Annotated in this window: 28 protein-coding genes and 2 pseudogenes; 12 read left to right on the plus strand and 18 right to left on the minus strand. The window is 69.7% G+C overall.

Annotated elements, in window-relative coordinates:
* The first annotated feature begins 192 nt into the window (after positions 1-192).
* Positions 193-1,428: an Ig-like domain-containing protein gene (locus E6R18_RS30275; RefSeq protein ID WP_206308467.1), complete on the plus strand. Its 1,236-nt coding sequence runs from the start codon at positions 193-195 to the stop codon at positions 1,426-1,428.
* 85 nt (positions 1,429-1,513) lie between these two features.
* Here E6R18_RS30275 and E6R18_RS30280 read toward each other — a convergent pair whose 3' ends face one another.
* The 10 genes from E6R18_RS30280 to E6R18_RS30325 all read right to left on the minus strand — a co-directional run bounded on the left by E6R18_RS30280 (position 1,514) and on the right by E6R18_RS30325 (position 9,491).
* A complete protein-coding gene (locus E6R18_RS30280) occupies positions 1,514-2,386 on the minus strand; it encodes an amino acid ABC transporter permease (protein ID WP_136320077.1) in 873 nt (290 codons plus the stop codon).
* Entirely contained in the window at positions 2,383-3,027 is a 645-nt protein-coding gene (locus tag E6R18_RS30285; RefSeq protein ID WP_136320078.1) for an amino acid ABC transporter permease, read from the minus strand. The genes E6R18_RS30280 and E6R18_RS30285 overlap by 4 nt, the downstream gene beginning before the upstream one ends.
* 16 nt (positions 3,028-3,043) lie before the next feature.
* Entirely contained in the window at positions 3,044-3,955 is a 912-nt protein-coding gene (locus tag E6R18_RS30290) for a glutamate ABC transporter substrate-binding protein (RefSeq protein ID WP_136320079.1), read from the minus strand.
* Between the two features lie 14 nt (positions 3,956-3,969).
* Positions 3,970-4,713, minus strand: a complete 744-nt coding sequence (locus tag E6R18_RS30295; protein ID WP_136320080.1) for an amino acid ABC transporter ATP-binding protein — start codon at positions 4,711-4,713, stop codon at positions 3,970-3,972.
* Positions 4,714-4,848: 135 nt separating this feature from the next.
* Positions 4,849-5,289, minus strand: a complete 441-nt coding sequence (locus tag E6R18_RS30300) for a DUF6278 family protein (protein WP_136320081.1) — start codon at positions 5,287-5,289, stop codon at positions 4,849-4,851.
* Positions 5,290-5,405: 116 nt separating this feature from the next.
* Entirely contained in the window at positions 5,406-6,185 is a 780-nt protein-coding gene (locus E6R18_RS30305; RefSeq protein WP_136320082.1) for an exodeoxyribonuclease III, read from the minus strand.
* A 48-nt stretch (positions 6,186-6,233) separates the two neighbouring features.
* A complete protein-coding gene (locus E6R18_RS30310) occupies positions 6,234-6,905 on the minus strand; it encodes an MBL fold metallo-hydrolase (RefSeq protein ID WP_136320083.1) in 672 nt (223 codons plus the stop codon).
* 12 nt (positions 6,906-6,917) lie between these two features.
* A complete protein-coding gene (locus E6R18_RS30315; RefSeq protein ID WP_136320084.1) occupies positions 6,918-8,195 on the minus strand; it encodes an alpha/beta fold hydrolase in 1,278 nt (425 codons plus the stop codon).
* A 521-nt stretch (positions 8,196-8,716) separates the two neighbouring features.
* A complete protein-coding gene (locus E6R18_RS30320; protein WP_136320085.1) occupies positions 8,717-8,962 on the minus strand; it encodes a DUF5133 domain-containing protein in 246 nt (81 codons plus the stop codon).
* Positions 8,963-9,074: 112 nt separating this feature from the next.
* Positions 9,075-9,491, minus strand: coding sequence for a CBS domain-containing protein (locus E6R18_RS30325; protein WP_136320086.1), 417 nt, complete (start codon positions 9,489-9,491; stop codon positions 9,075-9,077).
* Positions 9,492-10,081: 590 nt separating this feature from the next.
* Here E6R18_RS30325 and E6R18_RS30330 point away from each other — a divergent pair.
* Complete coding sequence (locus E6R18_RS30330; RefSeq protein WP_136320087.1) at positions 10,082-10,390, plus strand: hypothetical protein; 309 nt, start codon at positions 10,082-10,084, stop codon at positions 10,388-10,390.
* A 261-nt stretch (positions 10,391-10,651) separates the two neighbouring features.
* On the opposite strand, the gene E6R18_RS30335 is transcribed toward E6R18_RS30330, so the two are convergent.
* Positions 10,652-11,212 (minus strand): hemerythrin domain-containing protein, encoded by a 561-nt coding sequence (locus tag E6R18_RS30335; RefSeq protein WP_136320088.1) that lies wholly within the window; start codon positions 11,210-11,212, stop codon positions 10,652-10,654.
* 529 nt (positions 11,213-11,741) lie between these two features.
* On the opposite strand from E6R18_RS30335, the pseudogene E6R18_RS30340 reads away from it, so the two are divergent.
* Positions 11,742-11,990 (plus strand): annotated as a pseudogene (locus E6R18_RS30340) (metallophosphoesterase family protein); the annotation flags it as partial.
* A 34-nt stretch (positions 11,991-12,024) separates the two neighbouring features.
* On the opposite strand, the gene E6R18_RS30345 reads toward E6R18_RS30340, so the two are convergent.
* Entirely contained in the window at positions 12,025-12,864 is an 840-nt protein-coding gene (locus E6R18_RS30345; RefSeq protein ID WP_136320090.1) for an MBL fold metallo-hydrolase, read from the minus strand.
* A 517-nt stretch (positions 12,865-13,381) separates the two neighbouring features.
* Positions 13,382-13,930, minus strand: a complete 549-nt coding sequence (locus E6R18_RS30350) for a phosphatase PAP2 family protein (RefSeq protein ID WP_168712479.1) — start codon at positions 13,928-13,930, stop codon at positions 13,382-13,384.
* A 172-nt stretch (positions 13,931-14,102) separates the two neighbouring features.
* On the opposite strand from E6R18_RS30350, the gene E6R18_RS30355 reads away from it, so the two are divergent.
* From E6R18_RS30355 to E6R18_RS30365, 3 genes and pseudogenes are all read left to right on the plus strand, one after another.
* On the plus strand, positions 14,103-14,342 hold the full coding sequence (locus E6R18_RS30355; protein ID WP_136320091.1) for a hypothetical protein: 240 nt from the start codon (positions 14,103-14,105) through the stop codon (positions 14,340-14,342).
* Between the two features lie 505 nt (positions 14,343-14,847).
* Positions 14,848-15,090 (plus strand): DUF6098 family protein, encoded by a 243-nt coding sequence (locus E6R18_RS34495; protein WP_346765015.1) that lies wholly within the window; start codon positions 14,848-14,850, stop codon positions 15,088-15,090.
* Positions 15,091-15,198: 108 nt separating this feature from the next.
* A pseudogene (locus E6R18_RS30365) lies at positions 15,199-15,375 on the plus strand (catalase); the annotation flags it as partial.
* A 439-nt stretch (positions 15,376-15,814) separates the two neighbouring features.
* On the opposite strand, the gene E6R18_RS30370 reads toward E6R18_RS30365, so the two are convergent.
* Complete coding sequence (locus tag E6R18_RS30370; protein WP_136320092.1) at positions 15,815-16,249, minus strand: nuclear transport factor 2 family protein; 435 nt, start codon at positions 16,247-16,249, stop codon at positions 15,815-15,817.
* A 221-nt stretch (positions 16,250-16,470) separates the two neighbouring features.
* On the opposite strand from E6R18_RS30370, the gene E6R18_RS30375 reads away from it, so the two are divergent.
* The gene (locus E6R18_RS30375; protein WP_136320093.1) at positions 16,471-17,370 is read left to right on the plus strand and encodes a helix-turn-helix transcriptional regulator; all 900 of its coding nucleotides are present in this window, start codon (positions 16,471-16,473) and stop codon (positions 17,368-17,370) included.
* A gap of 273 nt (positions 17,371-17,643) precedes the next feature.
* Here E6R18_RS30375 and E6R18_RS30380 read toward each other — a convergent pair whose 3' ends face one another.
* On the minus strand, positions 17,644-18,204 hold the full coding sequence (locus E6R18_RS30380) for a TetR/AcrR family transcriptional regulator (RefSeq protein WP_136320094.1): 561 nt from the start codon (positions 18,202-18,204) through the stop codon (positions 17,644-17,646).
* Between the two features lie 37 nt (positions 18,205-18,241).
* Here E6R18_RS30380 and E6R18_RS30385 point away from each other — a divergent pair, with 37 nt between their 5' ends.
* Together E6R18_RS30385 and E6R18_RS30390 are read left to right on the plus strand one after the other, a co-directional pair.
* Positions 18,242-19,282, plus strand: coding sequence for an epoxide hydrolase family protein (locus E6R18_RS30385; RefSeq protein ID WP_136320095.1), 1,041 nt, complete (start codon positions 18,242-18,244; stop codon positions 19,280-19,282).
* A 132-nt stretch (positions 19,283-19,414) separates the two neighbouring features.
* Positions 19,415-19,645: a hypothetical protein gene (locus E6R18_RS30390; RefSeq protein WP_136320096.1), complete on the plus strand. Its 231-nt coding sequence runs from the start codon at positions 19,415-19,417 to the stop codon at positions 19,643-19,645.
* A gap of 90 nt (positions 19,646-19,735) precedes the next feature.
* Here E6R18_RS30390 and E6R18_RS30395 read toward each other — a convergent pair whose 3' ends face one another.
* Positions 19,736-20,800 carry an aldo/keto reductase gene (locus E6R18_RS30395; RefSeq protein WP_136320097.1) on the minus strand — a complete coding sequence of 355 codons (1,065 nt, stop codon included), beginning with the start codon at positions 20,798-20,800 and terminating at the stop codon, positions 19,736-19,738.
* 117 nt (positions 20,801-20,917) lie between these two features.
* Between E6R18_RS30395 and E6R18_RS30400 the strand changes: the two genes are divergently transcribed.
* Positions 20,918-21,751, plus strand: coding sequence for a helix-turn-helix transcriptional regulator (locus E6R18_RS30400; RefSeq protein WP_136320098.1), 834 nt, complete (start codon positions 20,918-20,920; stop codon positions 21,749-21,751).
* Positions 21,752-21,970: 219 nt separating this feature from the next.
* Here E6R18_RS30400 and E6R18_RS30405 read toward each other — a convergent pair whose 3' ends face one another.
* Entirely contained in the window at positions 21,971-22,549 is a 579-nt protein-coding gene (locus E6R18_RS30405) for a PadR family transcriptional regulator (RefSeq protein ID WP_136320099.1), read from the minus strand.
* Between the two features lie 125 nt (positions 22,550-22,674).
* On the opposite strand from E6R18_RS30405, the gene E6R18_RS30410 reads away from it, so the two are divergent.
* On the plus strand, positions 22,675-23,802 hold the full coding sequence (locus E6R18_RS30410; RefSeq protein ID WP_240799901.1) for an MATE family efflux transporter: 1,128 nt from the start codon (positions 22,675-22,677) through the stop codon (positions 23,800-23,802).
* A 61-nt stretch (positions 23,803-23,863) separates the two neighbouring features.
* Here the strand turns inward: E6R18_RS30410 and E6R18_RS30415 are convergent, their stop codons facing one another.
* Positions 23,864-24,283, minus strand: coding sequence for a nuclear transport factor 2 family protein (locus E6R18_RS30415; RefSeq protein ID WP_136320100.1), 420 nt, complete (start codon positions 24,281-24,283; stop codon positions 23,864-23,866).
* 243 nt (positions 24,284-24,526) lie between these two features.
* Here E6R18_RS30415 and E6R18_RS30420 point away from each other — a divergent pair.
* Positions 24,527-25,196, plus strand: a 670-nt coding sequence (locus E6R18_RS30420; protein WP_136320104.1) for an AfsR/SARP family transcriptional regulator, incomplete at its 3' end; no start/stop codon positions are given.

Raw genomic sequence — 25,196 nt, forward strand, 5'->3', positions numbered from 1 at the left:
CTGCGGGGCTGCACAGGATGCTCACAGCGGTCCGTGACCGGTCCGCGCGCCGCATGTGACCGGACGATGACCGTTGCGCTGCGCTTCTCGTCACAGAGGGAATTCCTGCTTTTCCACGGATTTACGGAACTTAGGCTCCGGTGCATGCCTCTCCACCGACGACCGAGCAAGGCCCTGGAGGTTTTTCCGTTGATGCCCGAGCTTCCCGTGATCCCCGCCTTTCCGACACCGGCACGCCCCCCGCGCCCCGCCCGGCTCGCGCTGATCGCCGGCACCGCGGTGCTCGGCGTCACCCTCACGGCCTGCTCGGGCGGCGCGGCCGCTTCGGACCGCGACGGCACCGGCAAGGCGGGGGAGGCCGGTCCGTCGAAGGCGGCGCGGACCAGCATCTCGGTCAACCTGCACGGCACCGCGGCCGCCGCGGGCAAGCCGGTGACCGTCACCCTGGCGGCCGGGAAGCTGCGCGAGGTCACCGTCTCGGCCGCCAAGGGCGACGCGCTCACCGGCCGGATATCCGGCGACGGCCGGACCTGGACGTCCGACCGGGTGGCGGCGCCCGGCACGGCGTACCGCGTCGAGGCGCGGGACACCGCGGGCGGCAGCGACACGGCCGCGTTCACGACCGGGGCGGCGGACAAGGTGAACAAGCTGACGCTGGCGCCCGGCAAGAACACCACGGTCGGCATCGCCCAGCCGCTGTCGATCGTGTTCGACAACCCGGTGAAGGACAAGGCGGCCGTCGAGAAGGTACTCAAGGTGTCCACCTCGAACAACACCGAGGGCTCCTGGGGCTGGCTGCGCGACTACTCGGGCCGCGACCGCGTGGACTGGCGCCCCAAGGAGTACTGGAAGTCCGGGACGCGCATCACGCTCGACGCCCAGCTGAACGGCGTGGACTCGGGCCCGTCCGGCGGCTTCTTCGTACGGGACTACGCGACGACGTTCACGGTGGGCGCGAGCCAGGTGGTGAAGGTGGACCTCGACCGGCACCGGCTGGCGCTGCGGCGGGACGGCCGGACGGTCATGGACGTGCCGATGTCGGCGGGCACCCCGGGCGGCGACAAGGCGTCGTGGCGGGGCACGGCCGTGCTGATGGCGAAGGAGGGCACGATCAACATGCGCTCCGAGACGGTGGGCCTGGGCCACACCTACGACAAGATGGTCGACTACTCGATGCGGCTGACCTGGTCGGGCATGTACGCCCATGCCGCCCCCTGGAACGCCGCGTACTTCGGGCGGGCCAACCACAGTTCGGGGTGTGTCGGCATGAGCGACGCCGACGCCGCGTCCCTCTACCGGCAGGCCCACGTCGGTGACCCGTTCGAGATCACCGGCGCGGACGCCAAGGGCACGGTCGCGGAGGGCAACGGCTACGGGGCATGGAACGTCTCCTGGGCCGACTGGCAGGCCAAGAGCGCGCTCGCCTGACGGCCCGGCCGGCTCGCAGCTGACCTTCTTCTCGCAGGGCGAGAAGTGATCACCGGCTGCTGCCGGTCGGACACCGCTCCCGTGGCTACCGCGCTCCCGGCATCAGCGTTCCCGGCTGGGCCGGGCCGACGTCCACCGCCTCCGTCTTCGGATTGCGCCGTTGCCGCCTCGCCACCCAGGTGGCGAACCAGGAGAGCAGCATGCACATCCCGATGTAGATCGGCGAGATCACCATCACCACCGGGATGAAAGGCAGATCGTAGTCCAGGTTGGAGGCGATGAGCTTGCCCGCGTGGAGGAACTCCTCGTAGGTGATCAGGTAGCCGAGCGAGGTGTCCTTCAGGGCCACCACCAGCTGGCTGATGATGGTGGGCAGCATCGCTCGCACCGCCTGCGGCGCCAGTACGTAGGTGGTGACGTGCGTCTTGCGCATGCCGAGCGCGTACGCGGCCTCGCGCTGGCCGCGTTCCACCGAGTTGATGCCGGTGCGGAACACCTCGGCGAGCACCGAGCCGTTGTACAGCGTGAGCCCGGTGACCAGGGCCGGCAGCGGCTGCACCTTCAGCGCCACGAAGACGAAGAAGATCATCACCAGGACGGGCATGGCGCGGAAGAACTCGACGAGGACCGTCGCGACCCAGCGCACCGAACGGTGTTCGGACAGCCGCCCCACCGCGAGGACGGCCCCGAGGGCCAGCGAGAGGACCGCGGCGTACGCGAACGCCTTGAGGGTGTTGCCGAGTCCGCGCAGCAGGAGTTCCTGGATGCCCTTGTACTCGAAGGGGGCCCATTTGGCTCCGGTGAACTGGTCGGTGTCGAACAGCAGATGGATGACCCAGCCGATCAGGGCGAGGATCACGACAGTCGACACGATCCCGTAGAGCCGGTGCCGTTTGCGGGTGAGCGGCCCCGGGATGTCGTAGAGGACGGACGCGGAGGGGGTGGAGTGGGCGGTCATCGGGCGACTCCCCAGCGCTTCTCCAGCACGTGGAAGAGCGCGCTGATGGTCAGGGTGATGATCAGGTAGCCCACCGCGATCCAGACGAAGGTCCAGATGATGCTGTAGCCCAGCTCGTTGAGGGTCTTGTAGGTGCCGAGCAGTTCGGTGACGCTGAACGCCCCGGCGATCGCCGAGTTCTTGGCGAGCGCGATGAGCGTCGAGCCGACCGGCGGGATGACCGAGCGGAATGCCTGCGGCAGGACGATGTCGCCGAGCGTCTGGCCGAAGGTCATCCCGAGACTGCGGGACGCCTCTCCCTGCCCGGTGGGCACGGTGTTGATGCCGGAGCGCAGCACCTCGCAGATGAACGCCGAGGTGTAGCAGCCGAGCGCCAGGACCGCGAACACGTTGAACGGCAGCACAAGACCGAAGCGCGGCAGGCCCAGGAGCACGGCGAAGAAGAGCAGGGTGAGCGGGGTGTTGCGCAGGACCGTCACCCAGACCGTGCCGATCACCCGCAGCGAGCCGACGGGCGCCACCCGGAAGGAGGCCATGACGAAGCCGAGGACCATCGCCAGGATCGAGGCGTAGACGGTGAGTTCGACGGTTCCGAGGAAGCCCTTGCCGTAGAGCGAGAAGTTGTCGGTGAGTACGTCCATGGAATCGGCCGTCCTCTCAGTTCGCCGGGTAGCGGTCGATCGGCGGCGGCTTGGGCGCGGGTGCGCCGGACAGGCCGAGGGTCGCCTCGAACGCCTTCTTCCAGTTGCCGTTCTTCTCGTTGGCCTCCAGCGCGTCGTCGAGCGCGAGGCGCAGCGCGTTGTCGCTGCGCGGCACCCCGATGCCGTACGGCTCCTCGGAGAACGGCTTGCCGACGACCTTCATCTCGTCGGGCGCCTTGGCGGCGAAGCCCAGCAGGATCGCGTCGTCGGTGGTGACGGCGTCGACCTGGAACGTCAGCAGGTTGTCGACGCAGATCGAGTACGTGTCGTAGGCGACCAGCTTCGCCTTCGGGTAGTCGGCGGCGATCCGCTGGTACGGGGTCGAGCCGGCCGCCGAGCAGACCGTCTTGCCGGCCAGGTCCTGCGGGCCGTGGATGTCGTCCTCGTCGGTGCGCACCAGCAGCCCCTGGCCCGCCATGTAGTAGGGGCCCGCGAAGCCGACGAGCTTCTTGCGCATGTCGTTGACGGTGTAGGTGCCGACGTAGTAGTCGATCTGCCCGTTCTGCAGGGCCGTCTCGCGGTTGGCGGAGGCGATCGTCTTGAACCGGACGGTCTTCGGGTCGAAGCCGAGGGACGCCGCCATCATCCGGGCGATCTCGATGTCGAAGCCGGAGTAGACGCCGGTCGCGGGGTCCTTCTCGCCCAGGTAGGGCTGGTCCTCCTTGGCCCCCACCCGCAGGTATCCGCGCTTCTTCGCCTGCGTCCAGGTCCTGGAGTCCGGAAGCCGGAAGCCGGTGTCGACCTTGTAGACGGGCAGCTCCCCGGCCTTCGGCCCCTTGACCGGCGGGCTGCCGTCCTTGCCGCAGCCGGCGGCGAGGACGGCGAGCAGCAGGCCGGCGCAGGCGGCCAGCAGTTTCCTCGTACGCAACTCAGGGCCTCCCGTCAGTGCTTGAGGATCTTGGACAGGAAGTCCTTGGCCCGGTCGCTCTCCGGGGCGGTGAAGAAGTCCTCCGGGGTGCGGTCCTCGACGATGCAGCCGTCTGCCATGAAGACGACGCGGTTGGCCGCGGAGCGGGCGAATCCCATTTCGTGGGTGACGACGACCATGGTCATGCCCTCGCGGGCGAGTTGCCGCATCACTTCCAGGACCTCGTTGATCATCTCCGGGTCGAGGGCCGAGGTCGGCTCGTCGAACAGGAGGGCCTTCGGGTCCATGGCGAGGGCACGGGCGATGGCCACGCGCTGCTGCTGTCCGCCGGAGAGCTGGGCGGGGAACTTGTCGGCGTGCTCGGCGAGTCCCACACGCTCCAGCAGTTCCCGGGAGCGCTTGTCGGCCTCGTCCTTCTTCCGCTTGCGGACCTTGACCTGGGCCAGGGAGACGTTGGCGAGCACGGTCTTGTGCGCGAAGAGGTTGAACGACTGGAAGACCATGCCGACTTCGGCCCTCAGCCGGGCCAGTCCCCGGCCCTCTTCGGGGAGGGGTTCGCCGTCGATGGTGATGCGGCCCGACTCGATCGTCTCCAGCCGGTTGATCGTCCGGCAGAGCGTCGACTTCCCGGAGCCGGACGGGCCGATGACCACCACCACCTCCCCGCGGCCGACGGTGAGATTGATGTCCTGCAGTACGTGCAACTTTCCGTAGAACTTATTGACGTCTCGCAGCTCGATCAACGGATCGACGGCCATACGCTGCCCTATCCCCTTGTCGCTCGGTCGAGGTCAGCGCAAACTAACCAGCCCGGCAAGGGACTTCCCGCCCGACACGCACCAATGGGGCATAAGGCTTTTTATCTCTTCGCGAGGCCCGCCGGGGCGGGCGGTTCAGCCCTCGGCGGACTCCGCGTACACCTGGGACAGCTCGGGGCTGCCGGACATCGCCCAGTCCAGACCGGCCTCGACCACGTCGATCTCGCGGCCCGACGCCAGCCGCACGACGGGCTGGCCGCTCGGCCAGATGTGCCAGAGCGCCCCGGGGACATTGCGCACCAGGACCGTACCGAGGTAGAGACCCGCGTCGTTGCCCAGCCAGGGCAGCTCCTCCGGGTCTTCGCGCCAGCGCGGCGGCAGCTGGTCCAGCGCCTCCAACGAGGCCGGGCTGTCGTCCAGTTCGATACCGCGCTCCCCCACCCGGACCCGGAGCAGCTCGCACTCGGCGAGCAGCGCGGTCACCCCTTCCGGATCGACGTCTACGGCCGCCGCGAGCCCCGCCTCCCGCGCCCCCTCGTGACGCTTACGCCAGTTGTCCAAGAAAGGGATGTTCATACCGCTCAGGGTCGCATCCCGGTCGGCTTCGGCACCACAGGGCGCGCGGCCTGTCGTTCGAGTGCCGAACACCACACGGTCACCGAGCGTTCACCCGCGCGGGCGGGGCGGCGGGCTCAGAGGTCGAGGTCCACGACCACCGGGGCGTGGTCGGAGGCGCCCTTGCCCTTGCGCTCCTCGCGGTCCACGTAGCTGTCCCGCACGGCGGCGGTGAAGGGGGCGTTTCCGTAGACGAGGTCGATCCGCATGCCCTTGTTCTTCGGGAAGCGCAGCTCGCGGTAGTCCCAGAAGGTGTAGGGGCGGTCGTACTTCAGGGGGCGGGGCATCACGTCGGACAGCCCCTCCTCACGCAGCGCGGCCAGGGCCTCCCGCTCGGCGGGGGTGACATGTGTGGCCCCCTCGAACAGGGCCGGGTCCCAGACGTCCTCGTCGGTCGGGGCCACGTTGAAGTCACCGAGCACGGCGAAGGGGTTCGGCCCCGCGGCGTCGGCGGCGACCGCCTTTCGCAGCGCTTCCAGCCAGCGCAGCTTGTACGCGTAGTGCTCGTGGGCGACCTCGCGGCCGTTGGGCACGTACACCGACCAGAGCCGCACCGGGCCGCAGGTCGCGCTGATCGCGCGGGGCTCCTGCGCGGTCTCGTAGACGGGCCCGTCGGGCAGGCCCATGACGACGTCGGACAGGCCGGCGCGGGAGATCAGCGCGACCCCGTTCCACCGCCCCGTCGCGTTGACCGCGGACTCGTAGCCGGCCTCGCGCAGGGCGTCCGCGGGGAACTGCTCGGCCGTGCACTTGGTCTCCTGGAGGCACAGCACGTCCGTGCCGCTGCTCTCCAGCCAGGCCAGCAGCCTCGGCAGACGGGCGGTGATCGAGTTGACGTTCCAGGTGGCGATGCGCATGTACGTAAACCTAGCGCCTGCCACTGACAGCCGCCGGGGCGGCGGCGGTCACAGGTCGGTGGAGTCGCCCGGTGTCATCCGGCCGTGGTCGGCGCCGCCGAGCTCGCCGATCTGCCGGTCGTAGATCGGGCGGGCGAGATCGGTGAGCAGCGCGTCGTGGATGTCGATGGCCCGGCGGGGCTTGACCTCGCGGACGTAGTCGATGACCTCGGAGATCTTGTTCCAGGGGGCCATCACCGGGAGCATCAGGGTGTCGACCGGCCGGCCGGGCAGCGTCAGGGCGTCGCCGGGGTGGAAGACCGAGCCGTCGACCAGGAAGCCGATGTTGGTGACGCGCGGGATGTCCGGGTGGATCACCGCGTGGAGTTCGCCGTGCACCTGGATGTCGAACCCGGCGGCCGAGAAGGCGTCCCCGTCGCCGACGGTGTGCACCCGCCCCGGGAACGCCGCGCTCAGCCGTTCGGCGACGCTGCGCAGGGTCCAGATCTCGGCGGCCGGGTCGGCCTCCAGACCGGCCCGCAGCCGCTCCTCGTCGAAGTGGTCGGGGTGCTCGTGCGTCACCAGGATCGCCTCGGCTCCGATCGCCGCGTCCCGCTCCGAGAACCCGCCCGGGTCGATGACGAGCGTACGCCCGTCCTTCTCCAGTCGGATGCAGGAGTGCGACTTCTTGGTCAGCGTGAGCGCGATCGGCTCGGGGGTCTCGGCGTTCTGGATGCTCATACGTCCATCCTGCTACGCCGGGGGCGTCGTTTCCGCCTGAATCACCGACTGCGCGATGGTGAACGCGGCGCTCGCGGCCGGTATCCCGCAGTACACGGCCGTCTGCATCAGCACTTCCCTGATCTCGGTGGGTGTGAGCCCGTTGCGCAGGGCGGCCCTGGTGTGCGCGGCCAGGCTCTCCAGCCGCCCGGAGGCGACCAGCGCGGTGAGCGTGACGGTGCTGCGGGTGCGCCGGTCCAGCCCCTCGCGGCTCCACACCTCGCCCCAGGCGTACCGGGTGACCAGCTCCTGGAACTCCCCGGTGAAGTCGTCGGCGGCCGCCATCACCCCGTCCACCTGCGCGTCGCCCAGCACCTCGCGGCGGATCCGCATGCCCGGCGCGTACGGATCGGCCCGCCCGCCGGCCACGGCCTCCGGTTCCTTCACGGCCGCCCCGATCTCCGCGACGGGCAGCACGGGGGCGGAGAGCCGGGGCACGGACTGCGGCATGGGGATCGCCGCCTGGGTGTCCTGCCAGGCGGCCGAGAAGTGGGTGAGCAGCAGATCGGTGACGGCCCCGGGCTGCTCGACGGGCGCCAGGTGGGAGGCGCCGGGCACGAGGGCGAGGCGGGCGTCCGGTATGCCCGCGACCAGGGTGCGCGCGTCGCCGGGCCCGGTCACCCGGTCCTCCGCGCCGACGAGGACGAGGGTGGGGACCGGGATGCGGCCCAGTTCCGTACGGATGTCGAACGCGGCCAGCGCCTCGCAGGCGGCGATGTAGCACCCGGGGTCGGTGGTCCGCACCATCTGGACGGCCCACTCGACGATGGCGGGCTGCGCGGCGGCGAAGGCGGGCGTGAACCAGTGCTCCGGCGCGGTGCGCGCCATGGGCTCCAGGCCGTTGGTGCGGACGATGACCCCGCGCCGGCGCAACTCGTCCGCGCTGCCGAACCGGGGCGAGGACGCCACCAGCGCGAGCGCGGCGACCCGGTGCGGGTGCCGCAGCGCGAGGTCGGCCCCGATCGCCCCGCCGATCGAGCACCCCACGTACCCGAAGCGCCGCACCCCGACCCCGTCGAGCGTGGCCAGCAACCGGTCACCGAGCTCCGCCACGGAGTCGGCGGCGCGGGCGGGCGCTCCGCCGTGTCCGGGGAGGTCGTAGCGGAGGACCCTCCAGTGCTGGGTGAGCTCGGGTATCTGTCTGTCCCACATGTGCCAGGTCGTACCCAGGGAGGGCCCGATCACCAGCACCGGAGCGTCGTCCGGCCCGTCAAAGCGGTGTTGCAGGGTGTTCGGTGGTGTCTCGGTCACCCGGAAAACCCTCTCACCTGTCACGAGATCTCACATCGCCGGGGTGGACCCTGCCGGTTTCGGCTCTGTCACGATGCCAGCTTCGACGCCGGGCCCTCAGACCCAGGTACAGCTCACCGGCATGTACTCGTGTCCGGGGTCGTCCTGGCGTGGGGCCTTGATCCAAGGCCAGACCACACTTCGCCCCGCGCATAGGGAGTACGACTCCCCCACGGCTGCGCGATCCGGTCAACCGGAGTCTCCACGCTTGCCTCCCGATCAGCGCCTATGACGCACCGCGCCGACCGGCCGTGAGTACCCGTAACGGCCTTCTCCCAACGTTTCCCGTGATGACCGACACGGCCCGGTGGATGGCCGGCCGGCAGCGGGCCGGCAACAACTCGTCCTCACCGCGGTCGCGGGCATTGACGGCGGACGAGCCGGCGGCATGAACTCGCCGATGCCGTCCCGCGCATGGGGGAGCTTTCCGGTCGGGCCGCCGGAGCCGAACTGCTGCCCCGGCTCTGCGCCGGCGCCGATGGTTACTGTGCCAAGGCGCGCGAGGCGGTGAGGAGCGAGTCGTCCTGTGGGCGTGCTCCGGGCAGTTGGTGGCGTGCGGCGACCAGAGCGGCGTCGACGTCGCGGGTTCCGGTGGACACGCAGAGCGTGTAAGCGATGTCGTCCATCCGCTGCCGCACTTCCGCACTGCCGTCTTCCGCGTGCAGGATGCGCAGGGTGTCGTACTGCTCGACGAGGTTGCTCAGCACCGCTGGGTGGGCCATCAGCACCGGAGGTCTCCCTTCTCACCACGATTCACGTTCGCCGCTCGCCTACCCCGGGCCTCAACCGGCACGCCGCTAGTCGGCGGGGGCGGGCCCGGGGCGCGGTCGAAACGGCGGCTCAGTCAGTGGACAGGGCCTGGAGGAGGTCTCCGACCTTCGGGTCGGGCAGCGCGCGTGCCACATCGGCCTGGGCGACCATGCCGACCAGGTCATGGCCGTCGATCACCGGCAGACGACGCACCTTGTGCTCGGTCATGGTCCGCAGGATCTCCTGGGCGTCGTCGTCGGCGCCGATGGTGACCGCCTCTCCCTGGGCGAGGTCGCCGGCCGGACAGGTGGCGGGGTCCTTGCCCGCGCCGAGGACCTTCACGACGATGTCGCGGTCGGTGAGCATGCCTTTGAGCTTGTTGTCCGTCCCGCAGATCGGCAGCGCTCCCACGCCGAGGTCCTTCATCTTGCGGGCGGCGTCCAGCACCGTCTCCTCGGCGCCAACGCACTCGGTTCCGGCTGTCATGATCTCTCGCGCCTTCGCCATGGAGCTACTCCTTCGCTCTGTGTACGGATATGCCGCCGTGTCCCGCGTGAGTCCACGACGGTTCTGTCGACGTGGCTCATGTTCCCGATTGCGGCGGACCATAACGAGAAATTTCCTCTCGAATCGGTAGGCATGCGAAATGGGGCCTTTTTCGGTTCCGGGGCAAAACCTTCTTGTCCGGGGTGGGCGGGCCCGTCGGCGGGGCGGAGCTGTGCCGTGCGGACGTGGGGGCATGATCGCCGATGAGGCGCGCACCCCGGCGAGCTCGCGTGTCAAGGTCGATGAGCGCGTGCTCGGGCTGATCGCCGAGCCGGGTCCGGCGAGCGGGGACACCGCCCATCCTGGCCGACTGCGTTCCCGAGCACGGCGCGGGGCTGGTTTCGCTGACCGCGCTGAGTGCCTTCGGTATCCGGCGTAAGACCCGGACGCTCCTGGCCCATCCGGTCACCGCCTACTTCACTCCCGAGACACGCCTGGGCACCGGTGGCGTCCCGCAGGGGGCTTGGCGGCAAGCGGCTCTTCCCCGCGGTTACCGCACGGTCGACGAGCGTGAGTCGCGAGGCGACGGTGATCAGGACGCCGAGCGTGTCGTGGAGACGAACGTCGAGCTCGGAGGTGACGGCCTGCACTACGCGCTGCCGGACAAGCGCGGACGGGTCCGGGTCCGGCTCCTCGCGGGGATGATCCGTGCGAGCCGCCCGTGGGGTCTGGTGCCGTCCCTGTCGCCCGCGCTGGCCAGTGCCCTGGCCGGGGCCGCCTTCGGTGCGTTCTACTCCAGCATCCGGCAGCTGTCCGACGCTTCCAGCATCGTCCGCCTGGTACTCGTCACCGGGCCCTCGACCACCGCCGTGATCGCCTGGCTGGCGGGCTGCCTACAGCCGCCGCGAACGCGAACGTGAGAACCGACGCGCGGCCGCCGAAGCCCGGGCCGAACAGCAGGCCACGGACCGGAGCGCACCGTCCTGAGCGCAATGACTGCGTATCGACCCGCAGCACGACAGACGCGGACGAGCATCGCCCGGAAGCGGGCGGCCGCCGGCATGGAAGATCCGGCCCGGCTGCCATAAGCGATGGCTGCAACTGCCAGCCATCGCTCGTCTGTCGCACGGTCCGGGCGCGTCAGCGAACCAAGGGGCGGTCCGTTCCGGCCATGGCATCCCTCAACTCTTGCCGCGGCCGGTCAGCAGGTCGCGGGCCCGGTCCACGAGACCGGTGCCAGGGCCCAGCAGCTTGTTGCCGGGCGGGGTGTCCGGCGCGGAAGGGTGCGGCCGGGTGGGGGCCGTCTTCTTGGCTGTACGGACCTTGTCACCCAACTCGTCCAGTGCCTCGGGAGTGCAGGCCGCAGCGAGCAGGGGGAACAGCCGCCCCTCCTCGTCGCGTACGTGCTCGGTGACCTCGAGCTTCAGCTTTGCCACGAGGTGGTCGAACTGCGGGTCGTCCGCAGACAGGCCCTCCAGGTCCTTGAGGTGCTGCTCCACCTCTGCGTGGTCGGAGAGCTCCTTGTCCGCGATCTCGTTTCCGCCTTCGACGTGTTCGCGCACGGCCGGGTACAGATGCATCTCCTCGGCCACGGAGTGGCGCACCAGCTCGATGGTCAGTTCGTCGGCCAGTTTCCGGCGCTGCTTGTCGCCGACCGGTTGGGTCTCGATTTTCTCGAACAGTCCATCGACCTCGCGGTGGTCGGTGGTGAGTTCTGCGATCACATTGCCGCCGTGTCCCATAAGAGGTACCTCCGCTTGTATAGCGTGAGCCGAAGACAGCTCACCGCTCCACAGCGGTTACCCCGATGGTCCACTGCAACACGCGCAGCGGCTCAAGTCTGTGACCGGGCGCCATGAGCGGGCGAGCTCGGCGTGCGACAGGTAGAGGGCAATCAGTCGCCCGCGGGGGTGGGCCGCGCCCATCACGCGGCCCGGGTGCCGTGCCGGGTGGTTTCTTGCTCGCCGCTCGGCACGGCTTCTCCTCCACCCCGCATATTTGCGCGAGGTGGCGAGGCGTTGCGCTTGCCCCAGCAGGAATCTCGTCATCGACACCGTCCAGAGGGCCGTGTACGCGTTCGCCACCGGCGTCGTGGCCGACGCGCTCGCGGCCCCTTTCCGGCCCTGGTTCCGGGCAGCGCCATGCCGCTGTCCGCCACGCGGGGCGGGACCCCTCTCCGGTGGCGGACGCCTACGGTCGGTAGACCGGGTATCCCAAGGAGAAGGCAGGCGGAGGGACCACGAAACGACCAGGGCAACGACAAGCTCCCCTGTGCGGCTGCTGCTTGTTTCGGACACCCATGTGCCTCAGCGCACCAGGCGGCTCCCCGACGAACTGCTGCGCGAGATGGAGCGGGCGGACGTTGTCGTCCATGCCGGGGACTGGGTCGATGTGGCCACTTTGGATCTGTTGGAGGGATGCGCGCGACATCTGGTCGGGGTGTACGGCAACAAAGACGGTCCAGAACTGCGGGCGAAGTTGCCGAAGGTGGCCCGCGTCCATTGGGGTGGCCTGCGCTTCCGTTCCCTGCCCCTCCCTGCCGGGGCCGGGCGGGTCAGGCGACGTGGACCTCCGCGCCGTTCGGCGTGAGCGTCGCGACCTGACCGCGGCCGCAGTGCACGACCCGCCCTGCGAGGCCGCGCCGGTCCATCTCGTCCAAGAACGCACTCAGCGGCGACTTCATCACGCTGTAGTCGTCGTAGTGCACGGGCAGCGCGAACCGCGGGCCCAGTCGCCGAGCGAGTTCTGCACCCTGGCGTCCGTCCATGGTGACCACCAGGCCGCCCGGCAGCCGTGTGCCGCCCAGATGCAGGACCGCCACGTCCGTGTCCGGGTAGCGGCGGGCGATCTCGTCGACTCCGTCGAAGAGGAGCGTGTCACCGGAGACGTAGACGCGCAGCCGCACCGGCCCGCCCGTGGGGCCGAACTCGAGCATGCTTCCCATGACGCGCGGCAGCAGGCCGCGCAGGGGGCCGAGGGCGTGACGGCCGGGCATCGCCGTCAAGCGCACCTGGTGGCCGTCCTTGACGAGGGTGCGGTGCTCCCAGTCCCGCAGCCCCGTGGCGCGACGGAAACCTTGGAGGGTCCGCAGGACCCGCGCCGCCTGCGGGGTGGTGAGGACGGGCAAGGCGCGGTCGAGGTTCCGACGCGCCACCCTGTCCCAGTGGTCACCATGCAGGTGGGACAGAACGACGGCGTCGAGGTCGGGGAGCTCGTCGACCGCGAGAGCCGGTTCCTTGAGCCGTTTCGTCAGCAGTCCGTATCCGAGGTGGGCGTGCTGCCCACGGTGGAGGAAATTCGGGTCGGTGAGCAGGGTCAGCGGCCCGTACTGAAGCAGCAGGGTCGCGTTGCCGACGAACTTGACCTCTACCGGCGTATCCAATGACGACGTCATGGTGTCCCTCTCGAGCGACGCCCGGCTGCACCATCCCGGATGTTCCACTATCGGCACTCCATGCCCTGGATGCACGCCGGGTCGTCAGGAAGGGCCGGGAGCGGGCACCCGCTGCGGTGGGACGGCCACGCACCGCCACCGACACCGGGTAACGGGCAATGGGATGAACGGTCTCGCTTTCGCACGGCCCACGCCGCATCCCGCCGATGCGGCAGTCGGCCGGCCCTGCACCCCCACGGGGTGATCGTGACGGGCCGCATCGAGGTACCCGCGCGAGCGACCCGCTGGGACGTTCCGTGGCTGGCACCCCGGCTCGCATGGGGTGACGGCGGGCTGGTCGCACGCCGCCGGGCTTCCCCGGCCCCTGCCGGACGGGGTGGGGCCGGCTGCTGTGGGTGGCCACGCAGCCCCGGTTGCCCCTGCGCCGAGAGGGGCGTCCGACCGTGAGGGTGGGGATGGCCACGGAGCACAGGTGTGCATGCCGTTGTACGGCGCGCTTATCCCCGCAAGGAACCAGTCACCCGCAATGGCGGATCAGGAGGCGGGGCGTCGCCCGTACGAGGGCGGCCGTGGCCAGCCCGATGGCGGCGCCGGCGGCGACATCTGAGGGGTAGTGCGCGCCGCTGTGAACCCGCTCGATCGCCACCAGCACCGCAGGTACGGCGCAGGCGGCACCGGCCCAGGGCCAGGAGGGCGCGACGGCGGCGGTGAAGGCGACGGCGGCGGCGGTGTGGCCGGAGGGGAAGGAGGAGCTGTCGGGCCGATCCTCGACGTCGTCGTGCGGGATCCACTCCTTCGGCGGCCGGCGCCGCTCCACGAGCTGTTTCGCGGCCCCGTTGGAGAGCAGTTCTGCCGCTGCCATGCTCACGATTCCGGCGGCTGCGGCCTTGCGGCCACGCCATCCGCCCCCGGCCGCCATGGCCACGGCGGCGGCCCACCACAGTTTGGTGTGCTCGGCTGCTTCCTCGACCGGCGGCAGGAGCCGGCGGGCCCAGTCGGAGTCCCAGCCAGCCATCCGCCGGGTAAGTCGGTGATCGCCGTCGTGCAGCGCCGTCAGGATTCCCATGCCGCGTCCCTTACCCGCCCGCGGCGCTTCGACACAGTGATCATTCCAGGCGGCCGTCTTCGTCGCTGCCGGGCTGGTGCGGACCAGTCGTGTTCCATCCCAGGACGCCCGGTTACGCCAAGTTCCGGTAAACGGATGGTGACCGATGAGGGCTCAAGCGCGTTCACCCTTCATGAACAACACCAAGCACGTACTTGCCGTCTTCGCTCTCGCCGGGACCGCACTGACCATGGTGGGGGCTGCCCACGCCGAGACAGCCGCCGAGACGGCGAACACCCGCATCATGACCGCTCCCGATGACGGCGGCGGCCTCCTCGGCGGCAGCGGCGTGGGCGGGGCCGGTGGCGGCGGCCTCCTTGGCGGTGGGGCCGGCGGCGGAGGTCTGCTCGGTGGCGGCATCCTCGGCGGCTGACCGGGGGGCCTCCCTGTCTCCGGAGGCCCAGGACGCGCGTGTACTCAATGCGCGCCCTGGGCCTCCGGCCCTGATACAGGAGGGCATTCCCGTACGGCAACGTGTCGCCGGGCTGCGGCGTCCAGGGCGTCCGGCAGGCAACCGATGGGACCCCGGGTAGCCGTAGCGGGGAGAGCTTCCACATGTCCGCATCACCATCACCACTGCTTCCGAAGGTCAGCGCGACAGACAAGCGGCCAGGCGGATCCGCGGGTGTCACTCGGCTTGCCGTGGGCTCCCCCGCGCCAGAAAGGTGCGCCTGTTCGGGTTCCTGCTGACGTCGCGAGTTGCCGGAGGCGCTTACAGGGAAGACGTGCCACGTCATCTGTGAACAGACCGGCCGTCTCACCTTCGGCGGCACACGGCGGCGAGTGGAAGGGAACGCTCACGATGACGAAGGCCAGGTCTCCTGCTCGGGCTTTCCGCGAACGCGCTGGATGTCGAGGACTGGTGAGGCGATCGTTCGGTGCGCACCTGGGTCGCGCGGCGACTGTACGACTACTCCCATCTGCCTCACGTGAAAGACGCCCACACCCGGCCATGGGTCCTGCAGGGCACTGAGGTCGGACGGGGCCCGGACAACGAGCCTCTCGTACGCCAGGTCGAACCCCTGGGCTGGATCGACCGCCCGGTCATCGACCAGGCCAACGACGTCATCAATCACCAGCCCGGAACGTGGGGCCCGATGCGGCGGCACGACTCCACCTGAAGGACGCCCACGGTCACGCACCAAGCCCCTCTTCTCACGAGGAGCATTGCATGAGCGACAGCAAGAGCCCCCTGAAAGCTGCGATCGAGAAGGCGGCCGGCGCCGTCCTCGGGCCCCCGCAGACCGGTCCCGCTCCAGTACCACCATCTCCGCGAGAAGATCACCCACTTCGACCACGAGCGCATCCCGGAGCGCGTGGTGCACGCCCGCGGGGCCGCCGCCCACGGTGTCTTCCGGGGATACGGGTCCGCGGCGAAGATCTCCGAGGCGGCCTTCCCGGCCAAGGACGTGGAGATCCCCCGACATGTCGCAGACGGTGGATCCGGCGGGTTCGATCCGCGTTGAGATCAGAACGGCGGTCGGTGAGGATCCGGAGTTCGATATCAGCGGCTGAGTCGTTGTGAGATACCGGGCGGCCGGGCGAGGGGAACCATCGAGGGCAACCGTCTGGAAGCCATACCCGGTGTCTCTGGGCCTCTGGACCCTTCGACGGCCCGTCCAAAACCCACGAAGAACGTGGGACCATCTGACGAGCTTTGCGCTCGGTGATGGTGACCGCGGTGGAGACGATGCCCAGCTTCGATCCCGGCCGTCCCAAGCACCGTATGCGGTTGCTGCAACAGGCCGCGCACCCGCGGCATCGCACAGCACCGGGCCTGGGCATCAGGCGGCCGAGTCGCTCAGGCTGCGGTGCCGCAACTCGGCCTGACTCCGTTGCGCGTCCTCAGCGGGTGCCCGCCTCCGCGCGCGCGTAAAAGGCGGCGAGCTCGTGGGGGTTCTTGGTGTAGACGTCGATCTTGCGCACCGTGCCGTCCTCCACCTGGTGAATCTCCACCATGGTCAGCGGGAACTCCTCGCCGGTGGTGTGGGCCGTAAGGGTTCCGGTGAGCGTTCCGATGACACCGGCAGGGCCCTCGAACACCTCGGCACCGGTGATGGCGACGTTGGCGTAGCCCATCATCGCGCCCAGGATGGCCTGCACGAACACCTCGCGGCCCTGGTGGACGCCGCCGTAGGGGAGTTGCCTCGGCTCGTCGACGATCACATCGGGGGCGAGCTTGGCCAGCACACCCGGCACATCGCCCTTGCCCAGCGCGTCGTACAGCCCTCGCACGACATCCGCGGGAGTCTCCGTCACCGTCTTCATCTGGTGGCTCATCTTGGGTGCCCTTTCAGTCTTGTCCGTACTCAAGCCCTCATCCGGAACTCGGTACTGGATAAGTCGGCCGGCCGGGGCGTGTACGTCCTCGCACCGATCGGGCCCCGGAGGAATCGGGGCACGCACCATGCAACGGGAGACAGCCGTGACGGGGGAGTCTCTGCCATGAGGGGTGCCAGCAGGGACCCCCACCCGTCGCGCGGCCTGCCTACCCTGTCCTCATGGACAACCGGGACGCTGTCAGCGCTTTCCTCCGCTCCCGACGCGAGAGGATCACCCCCGAGCAGGCGGGTCTGCCGGCGTACGGTCAGCGGCGGGTGCCGGGACTGCGCAGGGGGGAGGTCGCCGCGCTCGCCGGAGTGAGCGTCGAGTACTACACACGTCTGGAGCGCGGCAGCCTCCGGGGTGTCTCCGACAGCGTGCTGGACGCCCTCGCCCAGGCCCTGCGGCTCGACGACACCGAGCGCATGTACCTGTACGACCTCGCCCGCGCTGCTGGACCCGCGCCCGCGGTGAGGGCGAGGCAGCGGGAGGCCCGGCCCACGGTGCGGCCGAGCGTGGTGCGGATCGTCGAGGGGATGCCGCAGCTACCGGCATACGTGATGAACAACCGCCTCGACGCACTGGCCGCCAACCAGCTGGGCCGGGCCCTGTACTCGGAGATGTACACCGACCCGGCCTGCGGGGCCAACGTCGCCCGGTTCGCGTTCTTCAACCCCGCGGCCAAGCGGTTCTACGCCGACTGGGAGCGCATGGCCCGCTTCGCGGTGGGGGCGCTGCGCATCGAGGCCGGGAAGAACCCCTACGACCGGCAGTTGTCGAACCTGATCGGTGAACTGTCCACCCGCAGCGACGTCTTCCGCGTGATGTGGGGATCCCACGACGTGCACGTCTTCCGGCAGAGCACCAAACGCCTCAACCATCCGCTCGTCGGCGCCCTGGAACTCGATCAGGAGACCATGAGCCTGCCGGGCGAAGGCGGCCTGAGCGTGGTCGTCTACAGCGCGCCCCCCGAAACCGCCGCCGAGGACGGTCTGAGGCTGCTCGCCAGCTGGTCCGCCACTACCGGACATGAGCAGGACGCGCGTTCCACGAACAGGCCGTCGACCGGGCGGCCCTGACGGTGCCACAGGCCCACCGGGCACCCATCCGAACCGCGACGACGACCGGGCCGCGGTGGCACGCTCAGGTTCTGGGGGCGCGCGGTTGGTGGAGGCCGCCGTCGGATCTGTGCGGGCGGTGAGCTCCGCGCGAAGGGCCTCGGGGCCTCGTTCTCGACGCCGATCTCGCTGGTCAACGGGCCGTAGGCAGCGACGCTCGTGTTCGGCGGCGGCCTTCCGCCCTGCGCCACGGGCCTTCCCGGGGCAGGGCGGCTACCGCACGATTGCAGCCCCTCACCTGTCGGCGAGCTGTTGGATGGTGGTGCTCAGCCAGGACTGGAGAGCTGCGGGGTCACCGAGTTCGGAACGCAGGACCCGGCGGCGGGTCGAGACGCCGAGCACGAAGGCGTCGATCGCCGCGGCTCGGCTGCGGGCGTCCGCGTCTTCCAGGCCGCTGTCGCGCAGGTAGCGGTGCAGTGGCTCCAGCGAGTTCGTGTCGAGGAACGCGGCCAGCGCCTCCGCCGCCTCCGGGCGCTCACCGGACGCGCGTTGCAGCACAAGCAGCGGGTCCTCCCCGGGTTCACCGAACCAGCGCTGGACGATGCTCGCCGCGAGGCGTGAACCCAGCGTGGAAAGGTCGCCGTCGAAGGAGTCCGAGACCGGGATCTCCACCCGGGTCGCCGCCAGGAAGAGGCCCTCCTTGCCACCGAAATAGCGCGTGATGAGGTTGGGAGACACGCCGGCGGCGTCGGCCACGCCTTTGACCGTGATCGCCGCGTACCCGTGCCGGGCGAACTGGCGTTGAGCGTGCTCCAGGATCCGCTGCCTGGTGGCGGCTGCATTGCGAGAGGCCATGTGTACGAGCATACACATCATGTGTACGCTGATACACATGAACGATGAGATGCGGGAACGACTCCGGCGGACGCGGCGTGTCACGACCCCGTGGAGTGACGACGGGCAGCGCGGCATCAGCGGTACCCGCCTCGATGAACTGCTCGAACGCTGGGCGGACGGGTACGACTGGGCCGTTCACGAGCGCCGCATCGGCGAGCTCCCCTGGGTGTCGGTGCCGGCAGGCGACACCGATCTGCGGGTGATCCACCAGCGGTCCGCGGATCCCTGCGCCCCGGTTGTCGTGCTGCTGCACGGCTGGCCGGACTCGGTGTTGCGGTTCGAGCGCGTCCTGCCCCTGCTCGCGGACACGCACGTGGTGGTTCCCGCGTTGCCCGGCTTCCCGTTCGCGGCCCCGCTCACCGCGCCGGGCATGTCGGTCAACAGGATCGCCGGTATCGTCGCGCATGCCCTGGATAACCTCGGTTACTCGCGGTACACGGTGTCCGGCGGCGACGTGGGCGGCACCGTCGCGGAAATCCTCGCGGCCGAACACCCGGACCGGGTGGCTTCCCTGCACCTCACGAACATCGCCCCGCTGCGCGCGCTCACGGCGGACCCGGCGAAGCTCGCACCCGATGCGGCGGCCTACCTCCACCGGTCGGCGCAGTGGTTCCGCACCGAAGGCGGCTACATCGCAGAGCAGTCGACGCGGCCGAACACGCTCGCCGTCGCCCTCGGCGACTCACCCGCCGGCCTCGCGGCGTGGATCGTCGAGAAACTGGAGTCCTGGTCCGACGGGTCGGCCTTCACTCCGGACGAGCTTCTCACCTGGGTCACCGCCTACTGGGTCACCGGCACGATCGGCACCTCTTTCGCCACCTATGCCGAACCGGTCACCCTTCCCGACCGGATCGACACGCCGACCTTGCTCTCCGTGTTCCCGCGCGACATCAAACCGGAACCGCGAAGCTACGCCGAGGCGTTCCTGAACGTTTGTGATTACGTGGAACACCCTGCCGGCGGCCACTTCGCAGCCTGGGAACAGCCCGTGGCTTACGCCGACGACGTACACCGTGCGGTCGAGCTGGGCGGCTGAACCAGAGCTTGCGGATGGATGCTCCGCCGCTGGAACGCCATGCGCCCGGTACGGCCGTAGCGTGGTGACCGACACCGTGAACACTCGCTCCTCCGGGGCATGGCCCCGGGCAAGCCGCTCTGGACGCACGGCATGACCCAGAAGCTGGGCCGTAACGGCATCCCGGTTCGCACCAGCCGCGACGCGGCGCCGGCGGCCCTCGCCGCTGATCGCCCCAGCCCGGTCCTCGCCGACGTGACCGGGATGCACCCTCACACCGCGCTCCGCTGGGTCGCCTACGCCCGACGTGACTCGGCCGCGTACCTCGCCGCACGCGCCGAAGACGACGCAGAGGAGCGGAAAGAAGCGAATTGCAGGACGTGACGGGGTGTCGCGGGCCAGAGGGCAGGCGCCGAAGGCGCCGATGACCACCCCAAGGGCAGCGGTAGCGCTGCCCCGGGGCTTGATCGAGTATCAGCGGCGGGTTTCGACCTTCAGGTCGCCGTGGGTCACCGCGCGCATCCTGTCACTGGCGAGCATGTCGTGCGGGAAGCCCAGTCCGATCGCGCCGGCCTCATGGAGGCGTGCCAGTTGGGAGGCCGTGAAGTCGACCTCCAGGCCGCCCAGATTGTCTTCGAGCTGCGCGAGAGTGCGGGCGCCGATGAGCGATGCCGTCACATCCGGGTTCTGCAGGGTCCAGGCCAGCCCGACCTGGGCGGTTGTGTGGCCCGACTCGGTGGCGACCTCCTTCACGACATCAGCGATGTCCAAGTTGCGTTCGGTGAGCCCCCCGTTGGTGATGTTGAAATTCTTACGGGTGCCGTCGTCGACCGCGGCGTTCGTCGCGGTCAGGTCGTCGCGGCTGTACTTACCCGTGAGCACCCCGCCGGCCAGTGGCGAGTACGGCACTACGCCCAACCCCATCTCGCGTGCCATGGGGATCAGGTCGCGTTCCCCGGTACGCTCGACCAGGCTGTATTCGATCTGCAGGGCGACCAGTGGCGACCAGCCGCGCAGGTCGGCGATCGCCTGCATGCGCGACACCTGCCAGGCCGGGGCGTTGGAGATCGCCACGTACAGGACCTTGCCCTGCCGGACCAGGTCGTCCAGGCCGCGAAGGATCTCCTCGACCGGTGTCGTGAAATCCCACACGTGCAGGTAGAGAAGATCGATGTAGTCCGTATTCAGCTGTCGCAGACTGGCTTCCACCGAAGCGAACAGGCTCTTGCGGTGAGGGCCCCCGGAATTCGGATCGCCGGGCCGGCGCAGCGTGGTGTATTTCGTTGCCAGTACCAGGCTTTCGCGGTTGCCGCGGGTGAATTCGCCCAGCAGGCGCTCGGAGCTGCCATTGGTGTAGGTGTTGGCGGTGTCGATGAAGTTGCCGCCGCGCTCGACGTAAAGGTCGAACAGCTTACGCGCCTCGTCCTGCTCGGCGCCCCAGCCCCACTCGGTGCCGAAGGTCGCCGCGCCCAGCGCCAGCGGTGAGACCCGCAGCCCGGAGCGGCCCAGCAGCCGGTAGGTGTCGAGGGTGAGCGACATCGTGTCCTCCTGTGCTTGTGATCCGTTGTCGGGAATGAGTCTGTGACCGCCGCGAGCCGGGGATAAGGGAAGGAAGTTCCTGGGAACACCAGTCCTACCCTGGCTGTTGGATCGGACATGACGACCCGCACCGTGGACACGACACAGGAGCTGGCCGCGTTTTTGCGGTCCCGGCGCGAACGCCTGGACCCACGCGATTTCAACCTGCCGCCGCGTCAGCGGGCCCGGCGGACCCCGGGACTACGCCGCGAAGAGGTCGCCGAACTGGCCGGGGTCAGCATCGACTACATCGTGCGGCTGGAACAGGCCCGCGGGCTGCGGCCCTCCGCGAACGTGGTGGAGGCGCTGTCCCGGGCGCTGCGCCTGGCCCCCGACGAACGCGCCTACCTCTTCAACCTGACCCAGCAGCGCCCCCGCAACGCCGACAAGCCCGCCACCACTGCGGCACCGCCGCTGGCCCGGCTGGTCGCCGACCTGTCGCCGCTGCCGGCCATGCTGATGAACCACCGCTACGACATCCTGGCCTGGAACAGCGAAATGACGAGGCTGCTGCTGGATTTCGACAGCCTGCCGCCTTCGCAGCGCAATGCGATGTGGCTGTGCCTGGTACACCCGGAAATACGCGAGTTCTATGTCGACCGCGAACGCGTCGTGCGGGAAGGAATCGCCCACCTGCGCGCAGCGTGGGCCACGCACCCGGAGGACCGGGCGTTGACCGAACTCATCACCGAATGCGCCACCCATAGCGAGGAATTCGCGCGATTGTGGACCGCCCAAGACATCGAGGTCAACGGCCGCGGACACAAGGTGATGCGGCATCCGGGCGCCGGTGTGATCGCCGTGCACTTCGAAGTGCTTATGCCACTCCAAGATCCGGACCAAAGGTTGATGATCTGCCGTGCCGCGGACGATGAGAGCCAGTCGGCATTGGACCGGTTGTGCGCACGGTGATGTCGAACCGTCCATTCGTGCACTGAGTCCAACCGCCGTTCCGGCAAGGTCGAACTGCCTTTCCAACGCCGCCGGGTGAGCCGGTGAGCATGCGGTTGCCGTTGCTGCCCTGGCTGACCACACAGGCCGCCACCCGTGTCGCGGCCCCGCCCCAACGACCTTGAGACCTGCCTCGGCGCATACGAGCAGGCCATGTTCACGTCACGGGCGGGGGCAGGATCAGCCGCTGCCGCCCGGGCGGTCGGCCCCCTGCGGGGTCTCGCCTGCGCCCTCCTCGTCGGTCAGCTCCCGCAAGGTTTCCTCCAGCCAGGTGCGCTCCGCCTGCCGTGTGGCCCTGGCCATGATCAGCATGCCCTTGCGGAAGGGGTCGTCCACGTCCTTGATCCGCAGGGGGGACCCCGAGCGGCTGAAGAAGCCGGCCGGCTGGGAGAGGAAGTCCAGCCGGCGGCGGAGCACGGCCCGCTGCTGCTCCCGGTCGGGGAGCCGGCTGAGGAACGCCAGCAGGGTGAAGAACGAGCCGCCGTCGGTGATCTCGGTGGTCCGGGGATCGGCGAGCCTGCGCAGAAGCTCCGCCCTGCCGCTTTCGGTGATGTGGAGGACTTGGCGCACCGGCGCACCGCTGCCCGGTTCGGCCTGCCGCTCCAGGTGTCCGGCCTGCCTGAGCCGGTTGAGCGCGGGGTAGAGGGCGCCGTCGCTCACCGGCCGGTTGTGCCCGATCAGGTCGGTCAGGTGTTGCCTGAGTTCGTAGGCGTGCATGGGCCGTTCGGCCAGGAACCCGAGGATGGAAAGTGTCAGCACGGCCCTCCTGTCAGCGTCTGTTTCCAGACTATCTCCACTACCTCTTCTCGACACACTCGATTAGAGGTAGCCTCGCCGCGCAGAGCGATGACCGGCTCCCTCGACTCCGGGAAGGGTGGTGTCCGTTGTCCACCGCACCCGACGTCCGGGCCGCCTCGGCGCAGGCCGCCCCCCTCTCCCCCGCCGCGACCCGCTGGTCGCTGCTGGGCCTCGGCATGCCGGTCTACCTCGAACTGCTCTCCGGCGTGGTGGCCGGAGTCATCGACACGGTCTGGGTGTCCCGGCTCGGCGAGGCCGCCGCGGGCGCGGTGGCCGTCGCCACGACCCTGGAGAACGTGCTCCTCGGCGTCATCCTCATGGCCGGCGTCTTCAAGGGCACCGGCGACACCGGAACGCCCATGCGCACGGCGATCCTGGCGAACGCCCTCATCCTCGTCCTCGATCCCCTGCTGATCCACGGCGTGGGGCCGCTGCCGCACCTGGGCGTGCGGGGCGCCGCGCTCGGGATGCTCGTCGGCCGTGCCATCGCCCTGTGCGTCAGCCTGACGATTCTGCGGCGCAAGCGGCTCACGGACGCCGGCGATGCGGAGCCCACCGACCTCCGGCTGTGGAACGCCCTGAGGCGGCTACTGGACGTCGGCCTGCCGGCCTCAGGGGACTTCGTCCTGCGCATGGGGATCGGCATGACCCTGGTCGGCATCGTGGCCCGGTTCGGCGAGGACCCGCCGGCGGCCTACGGCATCGGCTTCAAAGTGCTGTTCTTCGTCACCATGGCCTTCTACGCCGGGCGTCAGGCGGCCAGTATCCTCACCGCCCGCACCCGCGGTGCGGGCGCGCCCGCCGAATCCATGATCGGGCGTCAGAGCGTCGTGCTCGCCACCCTCGTCGGTGCGGGAGCAGGCTTCCCGCTCGCTCTCGGTGGACGCTTCCTCATGGGGCTCTTCAGCGACGCGCCAGGAGTCGTGGACTCGGGCGGAGTGCTCTTCCGGTACCTGTTCCCCTATCTGCCGCTCCTGGCCGGAGTGGTGGGCCTCGGCGGAGTCTTCACGGGTGGCGGACGCTCCCGCGCACTGTTCTGGGTCACTCTCCTGGGAGCGGTGGTGCAGATCCCGCTGGCCCTCGCCCTGAGCTCGTGGTCCGTGCTCGGGCTGGAGGGTTTCTGGCTGTCGATGATCTTCGGCACGGGGGCGCAGTACGCCATGTCCTACGCTCTCTTCCGGCGGCATTTCGCCAGAACTGAACGCCGGAACTGAACGCCGGAACTGTTCGCCAGAGCTGTTAGCCAGAGCTGATCGATCCCCGGCCCGGCCGTGCTCACGGTCTCGCCCCGGGGCCTCCCGGCTCCGTGTGGTAGTAGCGCGTACAGGACTCCACCATGCCGTCGTCGGCGATGCGGAAGAGGTCCACGAAGCGCAGGCAGGTGTCCTCGGGGCCCGGGGTGATGCGGCGGCCCGCCGCGACGATGCTCCGGTCGTGGGCGACGACGCGGTCGATCTCGTGGCGGGTGCGGGGCCCGGTGTGGTCGCGGTGGGCGCGCAGGACCGCGGCGCGGCCGCGGGCGGTGGGGACGCCGGGCAGTTCCAGTTCGACGCGGTCGTGCAGCAGCGATGCGCACGCGTCGAGGTCGCCGGCGTCGAGGTAGTCGTAGACGAGGCGGACGTGGTCGGTGCCGGCGGCGGTGACCAGGTCGCCCACCGCGTTCGGGCCTGTGCTCGCCCAGGCGTCGGTGTGCATGGGACGCCTCCTTTCTCCTTCGCGACGCACTCTTCCGGAACCCGCCAACCCCCGCTTATCCCGCCGCTATCCGCCGGCCGGTCACGCTGGGCATGCAGGATGGACAGATCCGTGAGGTTTGTGAAAACTTTGGGGCAGTTGATCCCGGAGTATCAACGCGCTTACGAGCTGGGGGTCTCGGTGGCCGAGGGTACGACGCACACGGTCCAGGATGCCCCCGGCGCTTCACGGCCTCCCTTCCAGCTGCTGGGACCGCTCCAGGTACGGGGCAAGGACGGGCCGTTGCGGGTGCCTCCCGGGCGGCAGGAGGTGATCCTGGCCGCCCTGCTGCTGGAGGCGAACCGGGTGGTCGGCACGAACTACCTGGTGGACCTCATCTGGGAGGACAACCCCCCGGAGACCGCGCGCACCCAGGTGCAGATATGTGTCTCCCGGCTGCGCAAGCTGCTGGCCGGTGCGGACAGCACGGTCTCGATCTCGACCCGGCCGCCGGGTTACGTGCTCCACGTCGACACCGGGGACGTCGACTCGCTGCTGTTCACCGGTCTGGTCGCGATGGCGCGGCGCCAGCGCGACGAGGGCGAGACGGAGAAGGCGGTGGCGCTGCTGAAGTCGGCGGTGGCCCTGTGGCAGGGCGACTCGCTGACCGGTCTGGTGAGCGGCCCTCTCGCCAACAAGGCCCACCAGCTGGACGAGGAGCGGCTGAGCGCCGTCGAGCTGCGCATGCAGCTGGAGTTGGAGCTGGGACGGCACGACCGGCTGGTGGGTGAGCTCCAACTGCTCACCCATGAGAACCCGTTGCGTGAGCGGTTGCGCGGGCAGCTGATGTGCGCCCTGTACTGGTCGGGGCGGCAGGCGGAGGCACTGGAGGCGTTCCGCACCGGACGCAGGATTCTCGACCAGGAACTGGGGC

Source organism: Streptomyces sp. A1277 (assembly GCF_004795015.1).
Lineage (GTDB): Bacteria > Actinomycetota > Actinomycetes > Streptomycetales > Streptomycetaceae > Streptomyces.

Coding starts and splice junctions, on each gene's coding strand:
- E6R18_RS30275 (WP_206308467.1), top strand. CDS start 193: ATGCCCGAGCTTCCCGTGATCCCCGCCTTTCCGACACCGGCACGCCCC.
- E6R18_RS30280 (WP_136320077.1), bottom strand. CDS start 2,386: ATGACCGCCCACTCCACCCCCTCCGCGTCCGTCCTCTACGACATCCCG.
- E6R18_RS30285 (WP_136320078.1), bottom strand. CDS start 3,027: ATGGACGTACTCACCGACAACTTCTCGCTCTACGGCAAGGGCTTCCTC.
- E6R18_RS30295 (WP_136320080.1), bottom strand. CDS start 4,713: ATGGCCGTCGATCCGTTGATCGAGCTGCGAGACGTCAATAAGTTCTAC.
- E6R18_RS30300 (WP_136320081.1), bottom strand. CDS start 5,289: ATGAACATCCCTTTCTTGGACAACTGGCGTAAGCGTCACGAGGGGGCG.
- E6R18_RS30305 (WP_136320082.1), bottom strand. CDS start 6,185: ATGCGCATCGCCACCTGGAACGTCAACTCGATCACCGCCCGTCTGCCG.
- E6R18_RS30310 (WP_136320083.1), bottom strand. CDS start 6,905: ATGAGCATCCAGAACGCCGAGACCCCCGAGCCGATCGCGCTCACGCTG.
- E6R18_RS30325 (WP_136320086.1), bottom strand. CDS start 9,491: ATGGCGAAGGCGCGAGAGATCATGACAGCCGGAACCGAGTGCGTTGGC.
- E6R18_RS30335 (WP_136320088.1), bottom strand. CDS start 11,212: ATGGGACACGGCGGCAATGTGATCGCAGAACTCACCACCGACCACCGC.
- E6R18_RS30345 (WP_136320090.1), bottom strand. CDS start 12,864: ATGACGTCGTCATTGGATACGCCGGTAGAGGTCAAGTTCGTCGGCAAC.
- E6R18_RS30350 (WP_168712479.1), bottom strand. CDS start 13,930: ATGGGAATCCTGACGGCGCTGCACGACGGCGATCACCGACTTACCCGG.
- E6R18_RS30355 (WP_136320091.1), top strand. CDS start 14,103: ATGAACAACACCAAGCACGTACTTGCCGTCTTCGCTCTCGCCGGGACC.
- E6R18_RS30370 (WP_136320092.1), bottom strand. CDS start 16,249: ATGAGCCACCAGATGAAGACGGTGACGGAGACTCCCGCGGATGTCGTG.
- E6R18_RS30375 (WP_136320093.1), top strand. CDS start 16,471: ATGGACAACCGGGACGCTGTCAGCGCTTTCCTCCGCTCCCGACGCGAG.
- E6R18_RS30380 (WP_136320094.1), bottom strand. CDS start 18,204: ATGGCCTCTCGCAATGCAGCCGCCACCAGGCAGCGGATCCTGGAGCAC.
- E6R18_RS30385 (WP_136320095.1), top strand. CDS start 18,242: ATGAACGATGAGATGCGGGAACGACTCCGGCGGACGCGGCGTGTCACG.
- E6R18_RS30390 (WP_136320096.1), top strand. CDS start 19,415: ATGACCCAGAAGCTGGGCCGTAACGGCATCCCGGTTCGCACCAGCCGC.
- E6R18_RS30395 (WP_136320097.1), bottom strand. CDS start 20,800: ATGTCGCTCACCCTCGACACCTACCGGCTGCTGGGCCGCTCCGGGCTG.
- E6R18_RS30400 (WP_136320098.1), top strand. CDS start 20,918: ATGACGACCCGCACCGTGGACACGACACAGGAGCTGGCCGCGTTTTTG.
- E6R18_RS30415 (WP_136320100.1), bottom strand. CDS start 24,283: ATGCACACCGACGCCTGGGCGAGCACAGGCCCGAACGCGGTGGGCGAC.